This is a genomic window from Bradyrhizobium sp. USDA 4454, from assembly GCF_054822705.1.
This window is the reverse complement of record NZ_JBTRCN010000001.1, coordinates 1,069,582-1,085,441: the sequence shown is the minus strand read 5'-3', so window position 1 is coordinate 1,085,441 and position 15,860 is coordinate 1,069,582. Positions and strand designations below refer to the sequence as shown.

The window sequence follows — 15,860 nt, the reverse complement described above, 5'->3', positions numbered from 1 at the left end:
AGCTGGCTTCACCAAAATCATCGGATCGTCTTGGACACGAGCAGACATCTCAGCTCGCCACGCCAACTTTCGCAGGCCGCAACGAACGTGACCCGATCGCGTAACCAGGCTGCACGACGGTCGTGACCGTGCCGCTCGGCACGGACGGATCTTGCACCTGGAACATGGCTTCGTGAAAGTGAGGGTCAAATCGGCTTCCGGTCGGATCAAGCTTCTTGACGCCGTGCGCCTCCAATGATCGCAGCAGGTCCTTTTCGGTCAGCTCCACACCCTCGACAAACGTCTTGAAGGGGCCAGCATTGCCGCGCAGCTCCGCAGGAAGACTGGACATCGCACGTTCTAGATTGTCCGCGACGTTGACCATATCGCCCGAGAACCTGGTCACGGCGTATTGCCGCATGTCGCTCAACTCGCGCTCGGCCCGCCGGCGTACATTCTCGGCGTCCGCGAGCGCCCGAAGCAGGCGATCCTTCAGATCGACATTTTCCGCCACGAGCCGCGCAATCGCATCATGTGCGTCTTCTGCTGCGCCCGGCCCGGCGCTTGCAGCGTCTGGCGATCCGGAGGCTGCTTGCGCCGCAGGATCCTCAGGCGTTACCTTCTGTGCATCTTCTCCCGCCTGAGTCCCTTCCTGAGAGGGACGTGGGTGAATCTGTCTGGTGTGATAGGGATTCTTCGGCGGGCCGTTGATTGTCATGGCAGCTCTCCTATCTCGCCGTCGATATGTCGTTTGAGGGGCAGTCGAAAGATCGCCGCCTTTCGCGCGCCCGAACCGGCCACTACCGCGTATCGCGAAGTTGCAGGCCCAAGCCAATCAGCGTGCAGCCCTGGAAAACCAGGTCGACCGACAACAACAGACCAAGCAACCAGAGACTGTTGAGTGGCCACCCTAGGAGAAATGCCAATCCGGCGATCGCGGTGAGCAATCCGGAGGCAAATAGCCAGCCCCAGCCACCATCTCCCCTTGCTCTAAAGCTAAGCAGCAGGCGCATAAGGCCGGACGCGATCGTGAAAATGGCCAATATGAGAGTCAGAACCAGCGAAGCGATTGCAGGATCCAGAACGATTGTCGCACCGGCCGCAGCATAAAAAAAGCCTCCCAGCCCCCAAAGAAAGAACCCGCGCCAGTTCTTGACCCTGAACGCATGGACGATCTGGAAGGCGCCCGCGACGATCATCAAGACGCCGATATAGAAGATCGTCGCGATGGTCGCCAACAGCAGGTTGCTGAGAGCTCCGAAGCCCAGCACAACGAAGAGAATGCCCAAGGCGACGAACCAACCCCACTTCCCTCGCGCTTCGGTCATCAATCCCGTGAACGCTCGCCTCGGTTCCGACATTCCGGTTGTCTGCGTCATGAATGAATTACCCAGAGGTTGAGTTGTTGGTGGCTCGCTGCACACGGGCTGTGCCCTACGATGCAGACGACGACATTCTTGCAACCGACGACAACGCAATCGACGTGCCAGACGGCAAACGCCGTGATTTCAATCTGTTATGACAATCGACATCGCCGAACGGTCATTTTGTCCGGAATCGCCGGGACAAAATGACCGATTCATGTCACGCCCCCTTCGGAACGATCTTGCTCGCGAGCTGCATCCCGTTCGTCGGATCATTGCTCGGCGCGGCATTGTGAGGAAACAGCTCGATCCCTGTTGGGACCGTCTCCACGTAGAGCGACTGGCTTGGGAAGGCGAAATCAGAGCCGGCCTTTGTCACGATCGTCTTGATCGCATACGCCAACTCCTCCTTAATCTTCAGCCAATCTCCCCAGACCGTGGTGTGGGTAAAGCAGTAGACCATGAGATCGATCGACGAGTCATTGAACTTGTCGACGCGTACGAACGCGACGGCTTCAGGAGGATGCACAAAATCCTGACTGCCGAGGATGTAACCCTCAATTCCATCACGGACGACGCGGAGCTGATCGATGGTCGTGCCGTAATCGAGGCCGATGATCCAGGAAATACGGCGGAACCTCATCTGAGAGAAGTTGGTGACGGCATTGTCCGCCAGATACGAATTCGGGACGAATACGGGCGCCTGATCGAACCGGCGAACTTTCGTTGTTCGCAGACCAATGGTCTCGACCGTGCCCTCGACGATGTTCTCGGCGAGTATCCAATCGCCGTTGCGAAAGCGCTGCTCGCCAATGATGAAAATCCCGGAGATCAGGTTCTTGAACAGATTCTGGGCGCCCAACGCCACCGCAACGCCTACCAGCCCGAAGCTCGCCAGTACAGGCCCGACGTGAATGCCCCAGACCTCCAGGACGGCGGTCGCGCCGAGCGCCACGATGATGGCGCGTCCGACCCTGACCGTCCAGCCGATCATGGCTTGACTGAATATCGGCGTCCGGCCATCGAGAACCGCGCACAGCGGCCCGATTACCTCGAACAACGCCCAGAAGATCGTGAATGCGGTCAACGAGCGATCGATCTGGAGAAGGCCATCCTTGAGCCTCTGATTGGTCAGCACGAATTCGCCGATAATGAATACGGCCAGAACGATCGGAATAAACTGAATCGGCGGGGCCAGCGCCTCGACGATAGTGCGGTTGAGCCCCACTTTGCTCGACGACCAGGAGTGGATGCGAGAGACGATAAAGCGGCTAAAGAACCGCCGGATCAGCACCGCGATCGCGAGAATGACGATCGAAACGATGAAGTGTCCGACAGTCAGGTCCAGGACGCTTCGCTGCCAGAACGAAAGCAAGATTGTCCAGAGCGTGTCGAGTTCGCTATACGGAGCATGCGTCATGCGGGAACATGCCAGAGACGGCGGTGCTGTCCGCCTGAACTTGCGGCGCTGCAACAAGCGAGGCGGTCAGATGACCAGGCTGGGCGGAACTGAACTAACGTAACCACAGCCTGATCACGCCTGAGACGAAGCCACCCGCCACAACGCTTGCGATCCAGATCGCGACCAGCCACGCGAGCCGTTGCCATAGCGGAAGCCGCGCCTGCATCAGTGATATCCTGCGGTGCCGGCTTTGCCACGAAACACCCAGTAGGCCCAACCCGTGTAGGCGAGGATGAGCGGAATGATCACGCAGGCGCCCACCAGCATGAACAATTGGCTTTCGACCGGTGCCGCGGCATCCCAGATCGTAACCGCGCGAGGAACAGCGTAAGGATAAATGCTGATGCCGAGCCCGATGAAGCTCAGCAGGAAGAGGGCCAGCGCCATGAGGAACGGCAGCCGCTCGAGCTCACGCTTCAGACTCCAGAAGAAGGTTGCCGCGCAGATCAGCACCAACAGCGGCACCTGAGCCGTCAACAAGACACCGGGCATCGCGAACCATCGCCGCCAATAGTCATAGTCGAGAAACGGCGTCACTGCGCTGACGGCCGCCAACGCCAGCAGCGTACCGGCGCCGAGCCAGAACGCGGCACGGCGCGTGTGACGTTGGCTCGTCCCCTCCGTCTTCCAGATCAGCCACGTCGCGCCGAGTAGCGCATAACCGATCACAACCGCGACGCCGGTCAGGATGCTGAATGGGCTGAGCCAGTCGAGCCAGCCACCGGCATAGGCATCATTGACGACATGAATGCCTTGCAGGATTGCCCCAAGCGTCACGCCTTGCGCGAAAGCCGCAATCAGGGAACCTAACCAGAAGGCAACATCCCACAACGGACGATGCCCTGGATCGCGCCAGCGGAACTCAAAGGCGACGCCACGGAAGACAAGCCCGAGCAGCATGGCAATCATCAACGGATAGGTGGCCGGAAGGATGATGGCATAGGCCAGCGGAAACGCCGCCAGCAGACCGCCGCCGCCCATCACCAGCCACGTCTCATTGCCGTCCCAGACCGGCGCGATCGAATTCATCGCCTGGTCGCGCTCGTCGCCGACCGCGAAGGTCGGGAACAGAATCCCGATGCCGAGGTCGAACCCGTCCATGACGACGTAGGCCATCACCGCAAAGCCGATAATGGCAGCCCAGAAGGTGGTAAGGTCGATGCTGTACATGGCCTCACTCCGCCGCGGTCAAAGGCACGCCGACACTCCCCGCCGGCGTAATGCCTGCAGCACGCTGCGGCACCTTGGGCGGCTCCTTCTCGCCCGGTGCGGGCGGCTTTGCCATCAAGCGCAGGAGATAATAGGTGCCGCGCCGAAGGCTGCGAAGTACACCAGCACGAAAGCAACAAGGGAGGCCGCCACAGCCGGCGCAGCCAGCGGCGAATGCGATTCCGCCGTTCGCAACAGCCCGTAGACCGTGAAGGGCTGCCGACCGACCTCCGTCGTCACCCATCCAGCGACCACCGCGACGAAGCCGGCCGGTCCGAGCGCGACACAGGCGCGATGCAACCAGGCCCAGTCGTAGAGCATTCCCCGGAAGCGCGCGAGCAGGCTCCAGAGACCGACAGCGAGCATCGCAAATCCAAGGCCGACCATGATCCGGAACGACCAGAACACGATCGGCACCGGCGGCCATTGATCCCTAGGGAAGTCGCTGAGCCCCGGCAGAGGTGCGTCCGGATCGTGTTTAAGGATCAGCGATCCGAGGCGCGGCACCTCGAGCTTGTATCGGACCTGCGCCGCCTCGTTGCTGGGGAAACCAAAGAGGATAAGCGACGCGCCGTCAGGACTGGGTTCGTAATGCCCCTCCATGGCGAGAACCTTGGCGGGCTGGTGTTCCAACGTGTTGAGCCCATGGGCATCACCCGCGAGGATTTGGATCGGGGTCACGATCGCAGCCATCCACATCGCCATCGAAAACATCTTGCGCGCGCCGGGATTGGTGCGGTCCCACAGCAAATGCCAGGCGCCCACACCGCCGACCACGAACGCCGTCGTCAGATAGGCCGCGATCACGGTGTGGACGAGGCGATACGGAAAGCTCGCGGTGAAGATGATCGGGATCCAGGATCCGGCAGGAACGAACTGGTCCTTCGCATTGATCGCAAATCCCGCCGGCGTCTGCATCCAGCTGTTCACGGCGATGATCCAGGTTGCCGAGATCAGTGTACCGAGCGCAACCATGCACGTTGCAAAGAAATGCAGGCCTTTGCCGACCTTGCTCATGCCGAACAGCATGACGCCGAGGAAGCCGGCCTCCAGAAAGAAGGCCGTCATCACCTCATAGGCCATCAGCGGCCCGATGATCGGACCGGCGCGCGTGGAGAATACCGACCAATTCGTACCGAACTGATATGAGAGCACCACTCCCGACACGACGCCCATCCCGAACACGACGGCGAAGATCTTCAGCCAGTAGCGGAACAGGTTGGCATAGACGCCTTGTCCCGTCTTCAGCCACAACGCCTCGAGCACCATCAGGTAGCTCGCAAGCCCGATCGAGAACGACGGAAATATGAAATGGAACGAAACGGTGAACGCAAACTGAGCACGCGCCAGAATCACCGCATCGAGATTGTCCAGCAATGTCCCCTCCTTGCCTCAGGATATCAGTCCCGGCACTTCGTCACCGGCATCCGGCCGACTAAGCGGCAACAACCCGTACCGGAATGGACTTGGCTGCGGGCGTCCCGCTAATCTTGTCGTAGTAATCGAGAGGCAGCAGCGGATTGAGCTCGGGGTAATATCCCGCAACCGATCCGGGCGGCATCGGATAATCCAACACCTTCAATCCGCTGACGCGCCTTTGGATGCCGTCATCGCTGATCGTCTCGAGCGCAATGCTGGAGCCGTGTTCGAGCCCGCGCGCCGCACGATCCTCGGCATTCATGAAGAGAACCATACGGTCGTTGTAGACACCGCGGTAACGGTCGTTGTTGCTGTAGATCGTGGTGTTGAATTGATCGTGCGAGCGAATGGTTGCCAGTCGCAGCATCCCGGGATCCGAAACGGATGCGTTCACTTCCAGACCCGGCAGAAGCAGAAAGTTCGCCTTGCCGTTCGGGGTCGGCCACACCCGTTCGCGTGGCGGCACTTCGAGATGAAATCCTCTCGGGCTTTCGATCCGCTCGGAGAAATCGCTGTAGATCTCCGGATAGACTTCCGCGATCTTGTCGCGGATCAGGCCGTAATCCTTGCTGTAGCTCTTCCAGTCGACCTTGCTGTCCGGCAACGTCGCTTGCGCGATCCGGCAGACGATTTCCACCTCCGGAAGCAGATGCGGGCTCGCCGGCGACAGCACGCCGCGAGACGCGGTGACGTTCGACATCGAGTCCTCGATCGTCAGGAATTGCTCGCCGGCTGCCGTTCGGATGATCTCCGAGCGTGCGATAACAGGCAGCATCAGGGCATCGCGACCGTGAACCAGATGTCCGCGATTCAGCTTGGTGGTGATGGCGACCGTCAGCGCAAGCTTTCGCATCGCTGCGTATGATCGTTCGGTATCAGGTACGGCGCGGACGAAATTGCCGCCGAGGCCGATGAAGACCTTCGCGGTGCCCGCCTGCATCGCGGCGACGGACTCAATGGTATGATGACCATGCTCGCGCGGAGGTTCGAACCCGAAGACATCGTGAACGCGATCGAGATAATCCTGGCTCGGCTGCTCGTCGATCCCGACGGTGCGATCCCCCTGCACATTGGAATGACCGCGAATGGGTGATATTCCGGCGCCCGGCTTGCCGAAGTTGCCTTTGAGCAGGAGCAGGTTGACCAGCTGCTGCACCAGCCGCGACCCCTCCTGATGCTGCGTAATGCCCATCCCGTAGCAAATGATTGTCGCCCGCGATCGAATATAGATTTCGGCACACCTGCGGATTTGCGCTTCCTCTAACCCGGACGCCCGCTCCAGGTCCGGCCATGTCTGCGCCAGCGCGTCGCTCCGAACTGCATCGAGGCCGACGGTATGCTCGCGGATGAATTCCCAGTCGACGATCTTCTCGCCGGCTTCCTCCCGTTCGAACATGACCTTCATGACGCCTTTGAGAAAGGCCAGGTCACCTCCGATGCGGACGTGAACGAATTCGCTGGCAATCCTGGTCGAACCGAAGGTTGCCATCTGGATGACATCCTGCGGATCGGCGAAGCGCACCAACGCACGCTCGGGCATCGGATTAACGGCGACGATCGGAACCCCGCGCTTGCTCGCTTCGACCAGATTGCTCATCATCCGCGGCGAGTTCGTTCCGGTGTTCTGCCCGATGACGAAAATCGCTTCGGCGTGCTCAAAATCGTCGAGGATAACGGTGCCCTTTCCGACACCGATCGAGGGCGGCAGGCCCCGGCTGGTCGGCTCGTGGCACATGTTCGAGCAATCGGGGAAATTGTTGGTTCCGAACTCTCGGACGAAGATCGAGTAGAGGAACGCCGCTTCGTTGGGTGTGCGGCCGGACGTATAGAATTCCGCTTCGTGGGGACTGTCGAGAGATCGCAGATGCCTGCCGATCAACGCGAACGCGTCGTCCCAGCTGCACGGCACGTAGCGATCCGACGATGAGTCATAGCGCATCGGCTCCGTCAAACGTCCTTGCATCTCGAGCCAGTAGTCCGACCTCTCCATGAGCTCGGACACGGTGTGCCGCTCAAAGAACTCTCGCGTGACTCGAAACTTCGTTGCCTCAAATGCCAACGCCTTGGCACCGTTCTCGCAGAAATCGAGCGTCTTCTTGCATTCCGCGTCGGGAAACGCACAGCTCGAGCACTTGAAACCGCCGGGCTGATTCATTGCCAGAAGCGCGCGCGATCCCTTCGTCACCACACTCTGCTCGAGAAGAATCTTTGCGGTCGCTGCGGCGGCACCCCAACCACCGGCGGGATGATGATACGTCTTGAAGCGCGGCTTGCCGTCCAACATCAATCAACTCCGCAATTGTCAGGTCTTCAGTAGGGTCTTCGGCGGGATGACCTGAATGAGATCACCCGCAACACGCTGGGCCGCGTTGCCGGCCGCTTTATCGATCCTGGTCGAGGCTAGCGACGATCACCTTGTCGATCAGGCCTTCGTTGTGCCGGATGAAGTCATCGCGCGTCATGCCGGATGCGCGCCACGCATCCTGGAGACCGGCGTCTCTGTGCAGCCACTCGTTGCGCGTTTGATGATCGATCTTGTGACGCCGTGCGTCTTGCGATCCGTGTGACGCTTCGTCGTGATCCTTGGACATAGTATCTCCTCGTGTATCCTGTCTTGGCTTGGCACTCTCGCCGGGCGCAACGCGAGACAATTCAAGGGAGTCTTGAGGCCGGACTTCGCCGACCCGAGCGTCGCGCAGCCTTGCTACCCGCTGTGATAACGTTCCGCGTCCGATTGCGGGCAAGCTCGGTGAATGTAGATCGAGCATCGACGCTGCTTCGCATGCAGCCGTCGGTCCGCCAGGGTCACTCAATCGGGATCAATCCCAATTTGCTTCCCGCGCCCACTTGTCGCCCTCCTTGCGGACCTGGTTCTTGTCGATGCCGTAGAGATCTTGCAGCTTGCCCTCCAGCCGCTCCCTGTCACCATTGATGATGTCAATGTCGTTGTCGGTCAGCTTGCCCCATGTTGCCTTGAGTGCGCCCTTGGCGGCCTTCCAGTTTCCCTCGATGCGATCCCAGTTCATTTTCATCTCCTTCTTTTGCCTAACCGTGAAACGTGCATCGAGGAGAGGTTAGCAACAGGCGTGCCAGTCTGAGCGCATCGTCATATCAATGAGTTAGGAGATATCGCCTACCGGCAATGGACAATTTGTCACGACAGATTTGGCCAAGTTGTCCGCCGTGACGGATTGCAGCACACGCGCTACCGGCCGCGACTCCACCTCCGTGGCGCGACGCCTGGAGCCGGCGGCCTCGACGATTGCCGCATCGACGGGCCATCGACGCCGGAAGACGTTCGACGACGCCTGCTTGGCGCAATGGACGGCATGGAGAATGCGATGACGAATGACTCCACCACGGCTTTCGCTTACGTTCACCAACGTTGAGGCACCGCGTTCATGCGCAAGGATGCTTCGTTGATTATTTCGCGCCTATGAGGAGATCAAATGAAGCGCGATCCGAGAGACCGGCGACCAATCCATCATTCACCCATTTTCTGGGTTGGCATCGCCTTGTGCCTGGCAGCTATCGCCATCTACGTTTGGTCCAACGATCTTTCCTGGCGACCCGCTGCGACTCCGCACTGAACCGTTAGCGTGGTTAAGGGCCCGTCCCTCTCGGTGGTTTACATCAGCACATTCTGACGCGGCTCGATCGGAGCCGGCAAATCACGTTCCCCGAGCAGAGCGAGCATCTCGCGCTCGATGGCTCGCCTCATTGCGTCAAGCGGAAGGGCATTTGGCTCCAACCCAAACGGAGACTCAAGCTGATGGCCAAGCGCATCGAGGCCGAAGAAGGTGTAGGCGACGAGCAGAACGGGCAGCAGCGTCCACCAATCGAGCGATCCGGCGAGCGCGAACGGCAACGTCACACAGAAGATCAGCGCGGTTCGATGCAGCAGCAGCGAATAGGCGAATGGCACCGGAGTGGACGCGATGCGCTCGCATCCGCCCTGCACGTCGGAAAGAGCGGTGAGCTGTCCCTCCAGGACTGCGTAGTGGATCGGTTCGATCCGATCCCGCTTCATCAGCATCAAGCAGTGCAGCCCGATCTGGATAAGTACGGCATTGGTCGGGTTGGGGCCGACTGAAGTGGCGTCGATTTGGCTCCATGGTTTGATCGCCGCCACTTCGTCCTCACCGCGCAGGCGCGCTGTTAGTCCGGAGCAGAAGCCGCACAGGCCGCGGAGCAGGACGCGCCGGTCGTCGTCTTCGAGGGAGGAGATCTGACGTGCGAACGAGCGGCAGGCGATGATTAGCTTGCCCCAGAGCTCGCGCCCCTCCCACCAGCGGGCGTAACATGTGCTGTTTCGGAAGCTCATGAAGACCGATAGCGCGATGCCGATCAGCGTGAACGGAACCGCACTGATGCGCGCGAAAATGCCCGGATGCTCCATGGCGGCAAAGATCGCCAACACGCTGATCAGCGCTATCGCCACCAGATGCGGCGCGATCCGCGGCAAGATCGATCCATTGACCGCAAATGCGACGTCCCAGAAGCCGGGCTTGGAACGCACGATCATTGCCACCTCTCCGACACTCCAGGTCGATTCCTACGCCCGTATTGCAAGGCTGCGCCGGGCCGAGCTTCGCTGCCGCGGACAGGCCAGCGCAGACATTTTGCCGACATCGATGCTTCGGATCCGGGAGGATTTCCCTGTGACGGAGCCGTGAAAGCGGCCGCTGTATCGGGTTGCAACATTATTTATGAAGCTGAGTTGGGTTCAGAAATCCACGTCGAACCGATCGAGCGATACCACGCGCGTGACGCTGGACTGACGATTTTCAAACTTGTCGCTGGCGGCGCGTTCGATGCGCGATCGACGCATGAGGAAGAATTCCTCGGCGCTCAGGGTGGGATGAAACCGCACGCGCATCACATTGAGGGCTCTGCGCCCAATCATGCACGTAACCTCGGCACTGTCATTGTACATCACGAAATAGATTCCATGACGGTGAACCTCATACTGACCATCGGGATCTCGAGCGAGCGCCATCTAACGGTCCTTAAACGACGGTCGCTCCGGATCAACCCGGACCGATCGGCCATACGATCATTGACTCGGGTGCTCCCAGAGCAAGGAGCACGCCAAATCCCAAGACGACGCAAATTCAATGAATTAGAGGGCGATCACCGCCCTTAGGGCAGACATTTTGTCTCACGCGACGGACAAGTTGGACCGGAGGCCACTCCAAGGCGCCCAGGGAAGCTGGCGTGACGGCCGGGTCTAGAACGACTTCATGACATCACTTCACAGATCGCGAACCATGAGCGTTGCATCAACGCCCCTCCAGCAGGTGCGATCGGCGATCGACCATCCGAGCCGCGCATAGAATCCGGCTGCCTCTGATGTATACAGGTTTAACCGGGAAAATCCGCGCTGCCGCGCCTGATCCTCGATCGCTCGCACCAGGATGGATCCCGCTCCTTCGTTGCGATGCTCGGGGATAACGAACAGACCTGTGAGCCATGGCGCGACATCGTGGTTCGGCTCGAACTCGGACTCGACCAAGAGGCAAGCGCCGATTGGTGCGCCATCTTCTTTCGCGACAAGCAGCACGCCGAGGCTCTGATCGGCAGAAAACTGTTGCAATGACCTCAACTCTTGCTCGAAGGAAGTACGAGGCATTGAGAATGCATTGACACGCCAACGCGCGCAGATCGCCAGCTCGATCGCACCCGGCTCCGCAGCGACTATTCGAATATTTGCCATAGCGAAACGGTCAACTTCACGACGTGATCGCAAGCGCTTCGAGCAATAGATGTGCCATTTCTAACCCGCCGCAGTGCCAGCGACCTGGAACGCGGCGTAGACCGACGCCGGACAATTTGTCTGTGTCGTTGCGGACAATTTGTCTATCGACTTCGCCCGGAACACACTGCCCGATCACACTGGGTGAGTCAGTGCACGATTGCACGACATGAGATGTTCCGCCAGATTAGAGCAAGCAACGGATCTGGCGACAATGCCTGGACAGATGCCGCGCCAACACGTTGCCATGCAACAGACCTGAAGAGACGATCCTGGTTCGACGAGGGAGGCGCAATCACAGTGTCCAACGCAATGCAGACCCCGGAGGCGCGGCATCGCGCGATTGACTCCGAGCCCCAGTACATCGATGCGCCAATGACCGCGTCGGCGGCCTTTCTCGTACTGGCAATCAATCCCGGCGGTCAGGCTCTTGAGACGGTTCGTGCGGTCGTCGGTTCGACCGCCGATCTCATCAAGGATATCCGGGGACGTGCCAACGGTGAGACGTTCACCGCCAACGTGGGAATCGGGCATCGCGTCTGGCTGACTCTCACCGGCAAAGCGGAACCCATGGAGCTCACCGCGTTCAGGGAGATCAAGGGAGCCAAGCATACCGCGGTATCAACGCCGGGAGATCTGCTTTACCATATCCGCGCCGCTTCGACCGATCTTATCATCGAGTTCGAGAAGATCCTGCTGGAGGCCTTCGGCGACGCAGTCACCGCCGTGGACGATGTCGCGGGCTTCCGGTATTTCGACGGCCGGGACTTGCTGGAGTTCGTGGATGGCACGGCGAACCCCGATGGTCTCGATCTCCCCGCCGCGACTCTCGTTGGGGACGAAGATCCGGACCATGCCGGCGGCAGCTATGTAGTTGTCCAGAAATACCTCCACAATCTGGTTGCCTGGCGGACTCAGGCCGCCGAAACGCAAGAGGCCATCATCGGCCGGACCAAGTTCGACAATGTCGAGCTGGCGGACGCGAGTGAAGGGCAGAAGTCTCACAAAACACTCTGCACGATCACTGATGAAGAGGGCGAGCATGATATTCTGCGTGACAACATGCCGTTCGCGGTGCCCGGGCGAGGAGAGTACGGGACCTACTTCATCGGCTACTCGCGGCATTTGTGGGTTATCGAGAAAATGCTTGAGCGGATGTTTATCGGAGATCCGCCTCCGCTTCACGATCGCATCCTCGACTACTCAACACCCGTCTCTGGAGCAACGTTCTTCGTACCGCCGCGGCAGTTTCTCGCCGACCTGTCCGACTGACCCGTGCGACTCGAGTGACTCCCGTCGTATCTCGGCGCCAATCAATGATTGCCGTGGACGACGTCGCAGGATGACTAGTATTTTGAGGGTTTCGGTTGAGTCTCGCTCACGGGATCGGAAGCCGGAAACGTTTCTTCGAGACCTTCCTCGAGCTTGGTTTGCGTCATGTCCGCTTCGATCGCCTTCTTGGGATCGACCGCGAGCTTGTCGATGGGTGCAGGATCGAATTTTTTCTTCATGGATTTTCTCAACGATAGACTGGTCCGCCCGGAGTAATGAACCCCATAAGCGGCGAGTGGCCAAGGCTTTTCGAAGCAATTCAGCGAGAGTGCGCTCCGCCTTCGGACGGATCTGCGATTAAGTGGTGGCCGTCGCGCCTCGCCGCGCGCGATCGATCCCTTCGGGGGTTCGGGTCAGAGCCGGGTTCGATTCCGGTCAGGGCAAATTGCGGGGTCCGCAACGGCACAGGCGTGCCCGCTGCCGGAAGCCTGCCATTTTATTTTTATCGGCTAACCACGCGTGATCCTGTTGGTATTTGTGCTGGTATCGGCAGCAATACGAGAAAAAATCTTCTTTCAATTCAATACGTTATGGCATTAGGTGATTGTCGGCCAGGGGCACCACGGAAAAAAGCGCAGTAATAACAATAACTTACTGCGCTAGTTCGATTCCGGATTTCCCCCGGAAAACTGTCGCGACGGATTGAAAATCCAAGCATAAGCTCACTGCAGCGGTCCACTTTGCTGGTATTTTTGCTGGTATCGCCAAGCCAAACGCGCCGCGGCGAATTTCGCTATTCCGAACGACGGAATCGAGCAAATGGCCCACAAGAATGATGGCGCCGTGGGTGCCAACCCACAGCAGATCTGACTAATCTCGACTGCCGCCGCGCGACCGAATTCGACATGAGCGACGGACCGCCGGCGCTTTTCGACTCGCCCACGAAGCTGATGCAGCATTGGGCTGATCGGAACTGTTTCGATCCCAAGAAGTCGATGCCGACAAGGTAGGCGCGCAGGCTTGAGTCTCCTAACATCAGGCTGGTTGAGCTTGTCCAGTTCAACCCGCGGCGAGCTCAGGTGATAGTCGTCGAACGCATGTGCATGACGTGCCGGAAAGCGAATCGATTTCGCAGCGCATTTGCAACGCGTTGCGCTTGGCCACCTGAGATAAACCGTCGCGCGTACATACGCCGTGACCAAGAGGTCGCCTGCGCTCCTGACCGCCGCCCTCCGAAGGCAAAGGTCACACGTTCTGTGCCAATTGTTCTTATTCTGCAGCGAGATGTGGGCCCGCGAGCCTAGACTCCGCCTCTGTCTGCTTCGGGCGAGTAAGCAAGCGGGAGACAATTTATCAGGTCCGCCGAGCGGTCCAGTACCCTGAGCAACGCGCGTTTCCCGAAAAGCCGCTCCACGTCCCGCGACCGGAGTTGCCCGAGAGCCGACCTGAGCCGGACGCATATTTGTCCGGAACGGTCACCGAAGCGCGGACGGCGCCCGAGCGCGCCACATAGCCCCTGAACTTCACGAGGTTGGGATGCGTGACGATACCGTCGGTGACGTTGACGGAGAAATTGTAGGTCGGATCGCACGCGCCTCGCTGTGTCACGAAGAGAAGGTCCCAAGACCCGTCATACGCCGAGTGGGCTTGTGCGGCCGATACAAGGGTCATCAGGCAACTTGCGGCAATCGTACATGCGAGAAGATTTTTCATTGTGCGCTCCAGATGTCTTGGTCACTCACTTCCGACCTCAGTGCGACGCATGCCCGATGCAAGGGGAACTGATCACTCCGCCGCAAGCGCGTGGCGTCGCAGAGGCAACCCGATTCTGCCCCACACATCGACCAGCGCTTCAGCCAGCTCGTCAATCAGCTTATCATCGTGACAGGGCGTCGGCGTGATGCGCAGCCGTTCGGTCCCGCGCGGGACGGTCGGATAGTTGATCGGCTGAACATAGATCTTGTGCTCGGCGAGCAGGAGATCGCTCGCCTCCTTGCATCTCTCCGGATTACCCACCATCAATGGCACAATGTGCGTTTCACTGGGCATGACCGGCAGGCCAGCGGCGTTGAGCACGGACTTGACCCGCGCGGCGCGATCCTGATGGCGGTTGCGCTCCCATTGCGAAGCTTTAAGATGGCGGATTGCCGCCGTAGCGGCGGCGCAGACCGCCGGCGGCAGCGCGGTGGTGAAAATGAATCCCGGCGCGTAGGAGCGCACCGCATCGATGACGTCGGCATTCGCCGCGATGTAGCCGCCGAGGCAGCCGAAGGCCTTCGCCAGCGTGCCCTCGACGACGTCAATGCGGTGCAGGGCCCCTTCCCGCGCCGCGATGCCGCCGCCGGCCGGGCCATACATGCCGGCAGAATGGACCTCATCGATATAGGTCATGGCGCCGTAGCGCTCGGCTAGATCGCAGATTCGGTTCACCGGCGCTACGTCCCCGTCCATCGAGTAAAGCCCCTCGAATACGATCAGCTTCGGTCGCTCGGGTGCCTCGGCCGCCAGCAGTTCTTCGAGGTGGCCGACGTCGTTGTGGCGCCAGATCTTCTTCTCCACGCCGGCGCGGCGCGCGCCCTCGATCATCGAATTGTGGTTCCAGGCGTCCGACAGGATCACACTGTTCGGCAGCAGTTTCGCGATGGTCGGGATGCCGGTCTCGTTGGAGACGTAGCCCGAGGTGAAGACCAGCGCGGCCTCCTTGTCGTGCAAGCTGGCGAGCTCCCGCTCCAGCTCTACCAGTGGATGATTCGTGCCGGAGATGTTCCGGGTGCCGCCCGCGCCGGCACCCATTCGGGTCGCGGTTTCGACCATGGCACCGATCACCTTCGGATGTTGGCCCATGCCAAGGTAATCGTTCGAGCACCAGATCACGACCGGACGCGGGCCGTCCGGCGAATGCCATATCGCGTGCGGGAAACGTCCTGCGATGCGCTCGAGGTCGGCAAACACGCGGTAGCGCCGTTCGGCGTGCAGACGAGCAAGCGCGGTGGAAAAGAAATGATCGTACGTCATACAGCCAATCTCCAGCCAGTTTGCGCTCAACGATCAGACCGGGCGATCCAGAGAGCCACCGTGCATCCGATCAGGCGTTGCCGCCATCAGACGGTAAAAGGGGCGGCCGGTCCCCGGGAGGAGAAGGACCGGCCGCTGCAAGCCGGCGAAGGGACGGGGGAGGTCCGGCGCCGAGCAGTTGCGAAGCTGTCTGTCTTCGCGAAGTAACTGGTATCCGACATGGAACGTCGATGCGAGTAAAGCAGTCCTAATCTCGGCAAATCGTGGAAAATGTGCTTGTCGCAACGGGCCGGCGGAAACCAGCAACGGCTGATCGAGCGGATCGCTTCGCAGAAGCCCGCACTCAGATCCAGCGCGATGTAAAGAGACGAGTTTGCGGGCGAAC

At 60.0% G+C, this 15,860-nt stretch carries 15 protein-coding genes and 1 pseudogene; 1 reads left to right on the top strand and 15 read right to left on the bottom strand.

The genetic code is table 11. The features are described 5' to 3' along the window. Positions 1-49: 49 nt before the first annotated feature. From grpE to ACVIW0_RS04955, 12 genes and pseudogenes are all read right to left on the bottom strand, one after another. A complete protein-coding gene (gene grpE, locus ACVIW0_RS05010) occupies positions 50-697 on the bottom strand; it encodes a nucleotide exchange factor GrpE (RefSeq protein ID WP_461351327.1) in 648 nt (215 codons plus the stop codon). A gap of 82 nt (positions 698-779) precedes the next feature. After that, a complete protein-coding gene (locus ACVIW0_RS05005; protein WP_461351326.1) occupies positions 780-1,358 on the bottom strand; it encodes an HdeD family acid-resistance protein in 579 nt (192 codons plus the stop codon). Between the two features lie 205 nt (positions 1,359-1,563). Then, positions 1,564-2,763 carry a mechanosensitive ion channel family protein gene (locus tag ACVIW0_RS05000; RefSeq protein WP_461351325.1) on the bottom strand — a complete coding sequence of 400 codons (1,200 nt, stop codon included), beginning with the start codon at positions 2,761-2,763 and terminating at the stop codon, positions 1,564-1,566. Between the two features lie 94 nt (positions 2,764-2,857). Further along, the gene (locus ACVIW0_RS04995) at positions 2,858-2,971 is read right to left on the bottom strand and encodes a DUF2474 family protein (protein ID WP_461351324.1); all 114 of its coding nucleotides are present in this window, start codon (positions 2,969-2,971) and stop codon (positions 2,858-2,860) included. Further along, entirely contained in the window at positions 2,971-3,975 is a 1,005-nt protein-coding gene (cydB, locus tag ACVIW0_RS04990) for a cytochrome d ubiquinol oxidase subunit II (protein WP_461351323.1), read from the bottom strand. Before cydB ends, ACVIW0_RS04995 begins: the two co-directional genes overlap by 1 nt. Positions 3,976-3,979: 4 nt before the next feature. After that, positions 3,980-5,391 (bottom strand): annotated as a pseudogene (locus ACVIW0_RS04985) (cytochrome ubiquinol oxidase subunit I). A gap of 58 nt (positions 5,392-5,449) precedes the next feature. Beyond that, the gene (locus ACVIW0_RS04980) at positions 5,450-7,717 is read right to left on the bottom strand and encodes an FdhF/YdeP family oxidoreductase (protein ID WP_461351322.1); all 2,268 of its coding nucleotides are present in this window, start codon (positions 7,715-7,717) and stop codon (positions 5,450-5,452) included. 97 nt (positions 7,718-7,814) lie between these two features. Beyond that, positions 7,815-8,024, bottom strand: a complete 210-nt coding sequence (locus ACVIW0_RS04975; RefSeq protein WP_461351321.1) for a hypothetical protein — start codon at positions 8,022-8,024, stop codon at positions 7,815-7,817. Between the two features lie 228 nt (positions 8,025-8,252). Then, entirely contained in the window at positions 8,253-8,459 is a 207-nt protein-coding gene (locus ACVIW0_RS04970) for a CsbD family protein (RefSeq protein WP_461351320.1), read from the bottom strand. Positions 8,460-9,061: 602 nt separating this feature from the next. Continuing rightward, positions 9,062-9,958 (bottom strand): bestrophin family protein, encoded by an 897-nt coding sequence (locus ACVIW0_RS04965; protein WP_461351319.1) that lies wholly within the window; start codon positions 9,956-9,958, stop codon positions 9,062-9,064. A 201-nt stretch (positions 9,959-10,159) separates the two neighbouring features. Beyond that, on the bottom strand, positions 10,160-10,432 hold the full coding sequence (locus ACVIW0_RS04960; protein WP_461351318.1) for a DUF1488 family protein: 273 nt from the start codon (positions 10,430-10,432) through the stop codon (positions 10,160-10,162). A gap of 255 nt (positions 10,433-10,687) precedes the next feature. Next, entirely contained in the window at positions 10,688-11,149 is a 462-nt protein-coding gene (locus tag ACVIW0_RS04955) for a GNAT family N-acetyltransferase (RefSeq protein WP_461351317.1), read from the bottom strand. Between the two features lie 339 nt (positions 11,150-11,488). Here ACVIW0_RS04955 and ACVIW0_RS04950 point away from each other — a divergent pair, with 339 nt between their 5' ends. Further along, complete coding sequence (locus tag ACVIW0_RS04950; RefSeq protein ID WP_461351316.1) at positions 11,489-12,460, top strand: Dyp-type peroxidase; 972 nt, start codon at positions 11,489-11,491, stop codon at positions 12,458-12,460. Positions 12,461-12,534: 74 nt separating this feature from the next. Here the strand turns inward: ACVIW0_RS04950 and ACVIW0_RS04945 are convergent, their stop codons facing one another. From ACVIW0_RS04945 to hemA, 3 genes are all read right to left on the bottom strand, one after another. Continuing rightward, complete coding sequence (locus ACVIW0_RS04945) at positions 12,535-12,699, bottom strand: hypothetical protein (RefSeq protein ID WP_461351315.1); 165 nt, start codon at positions 12,697-12,699, stop codon at positions 12,535-12,537. A 1,114-nt stretch (positions 12,700-13,813) separates the two neighbouring features. Next, positions 13,814-14,173, bottom strand: coding sequence for a hypothetical protein (locus ACVIW0_RS04940; protein WP_461351314.1), 360 nt, complete (start codon positions 14,171-14,173; stop codon positions 13,814-13,816). A 72-nt stretch (positions 14,174-14,245) separates the two neighbouring features. Continuing rightward, positions 14,246-15,475 (bottom strand): 5-aminolevulinate synthase, encoded by a 1,230-nt coding sequence (gene hemA / locus ACVIW0_RS04935; RefSeq protein ID WP_461357244.1) that lies wholly within the window; start codon positions 15,473-15,475, stop codon positions 14,246-14,248. Positions 15,476-15,860: the final 385 nt, after the last annotated feature.

Coding starts and splice junctions, on each gene's coding strand:
- ACVIW0_RS04940 (WP_461351314.1), bottom strand. CDS start 14,173: ATGAAAAATCTTCTCGCATGTACGATTGCCGCAAGTTGCCTGATGACC.
- ACVIW0_RS04945 (WP_461351315.1), bottom strand. CDS start 12,699: ATGAAGAAAAAATTCGATCCTGCACCCATCGACAAGCTCGCGGTCGAT.
- ACVIW0_RS04955 (WP_461351317.1), bottom strand. CDS start 11,149: ATGGCAAATATTCGAATAGTCGCTGCGGAGCCGGGTGCGATCGAGCTG.
- ACVIW0_RS05000 (WP_461351325.1), bottom strand. CDS start 2,763: ATGACGCATGCTCCGTATAGCGAACTCGACACGCTCTGGACAATCTTG.
- ACVIW0_RS04970 (WP_461351320.1), bottom strand. CDS start 8,459: ATGAACTGGGATCGCATCGAGGGAAACTGGAAGGCCGCCAAGGGCGCA.
- ACVIW0_RS04965 (WP_461351319.1), bottom strand. CDS start 9,958: ATGATCGTGCGTTCCAAGCCCGGCTTCTGGGACGTCGCATTTGCGGTC.
- ACVIW0_RS04975 (WP_461351321.1), bottom strand. CDS start 8,024: ATGTCCAAGGATCACGACGAAGCGTCACACGGATCGCAAGACGCACGG.
- hemA (WP_461357244.1), bottom strand. CDS start 15,475: ATGACGTACGATCATTTCTTTTCCACCGCGCTTGCTCGTCTGCACGCC.
- ACVIW0_RS04995 (WP_461351324.1), bottom strand. CDS start 2,971: ATGCAGGCGCGGCTTCCGCTATGGCAACGGCTCGCGTGGCTGGTCGCG.
- cydB (WP_461351323.1), bottom strand. CDS start 3,975: ATGTACAGCATCGACCTTACCACCTTCTGGGCTGCCATTATCGGCTTT.
- grpE (WP_461351327.1), bottom strand. CDS start 697: ATGACAATCAACGGCCCGCCGAAGAATCCCTATCACACCAGACAGATT.
- ACVIW0_RS04960 (WP_461351318.1), bottom strand. CDS start 10,432: ATGGCGCTCGCTCGAGATCCCGATGGTCAGTATGAGGTTCACCGTCAT.
- ACVIW0_RS05005 (WP_461351326.1), bottom strand. CDS start 1,358: ATGACGCAGACAACCGGAATGTCGGAACCGAGGCGAGCGTTCACGGGA.
- ACVIW0_RS04980 (WP_461351322.1), bottom strand. CDS start 7,717: ATGTTGGACGGCAAGCCGCGCTTCAAGACGTATCATCATCCCGCCGGT.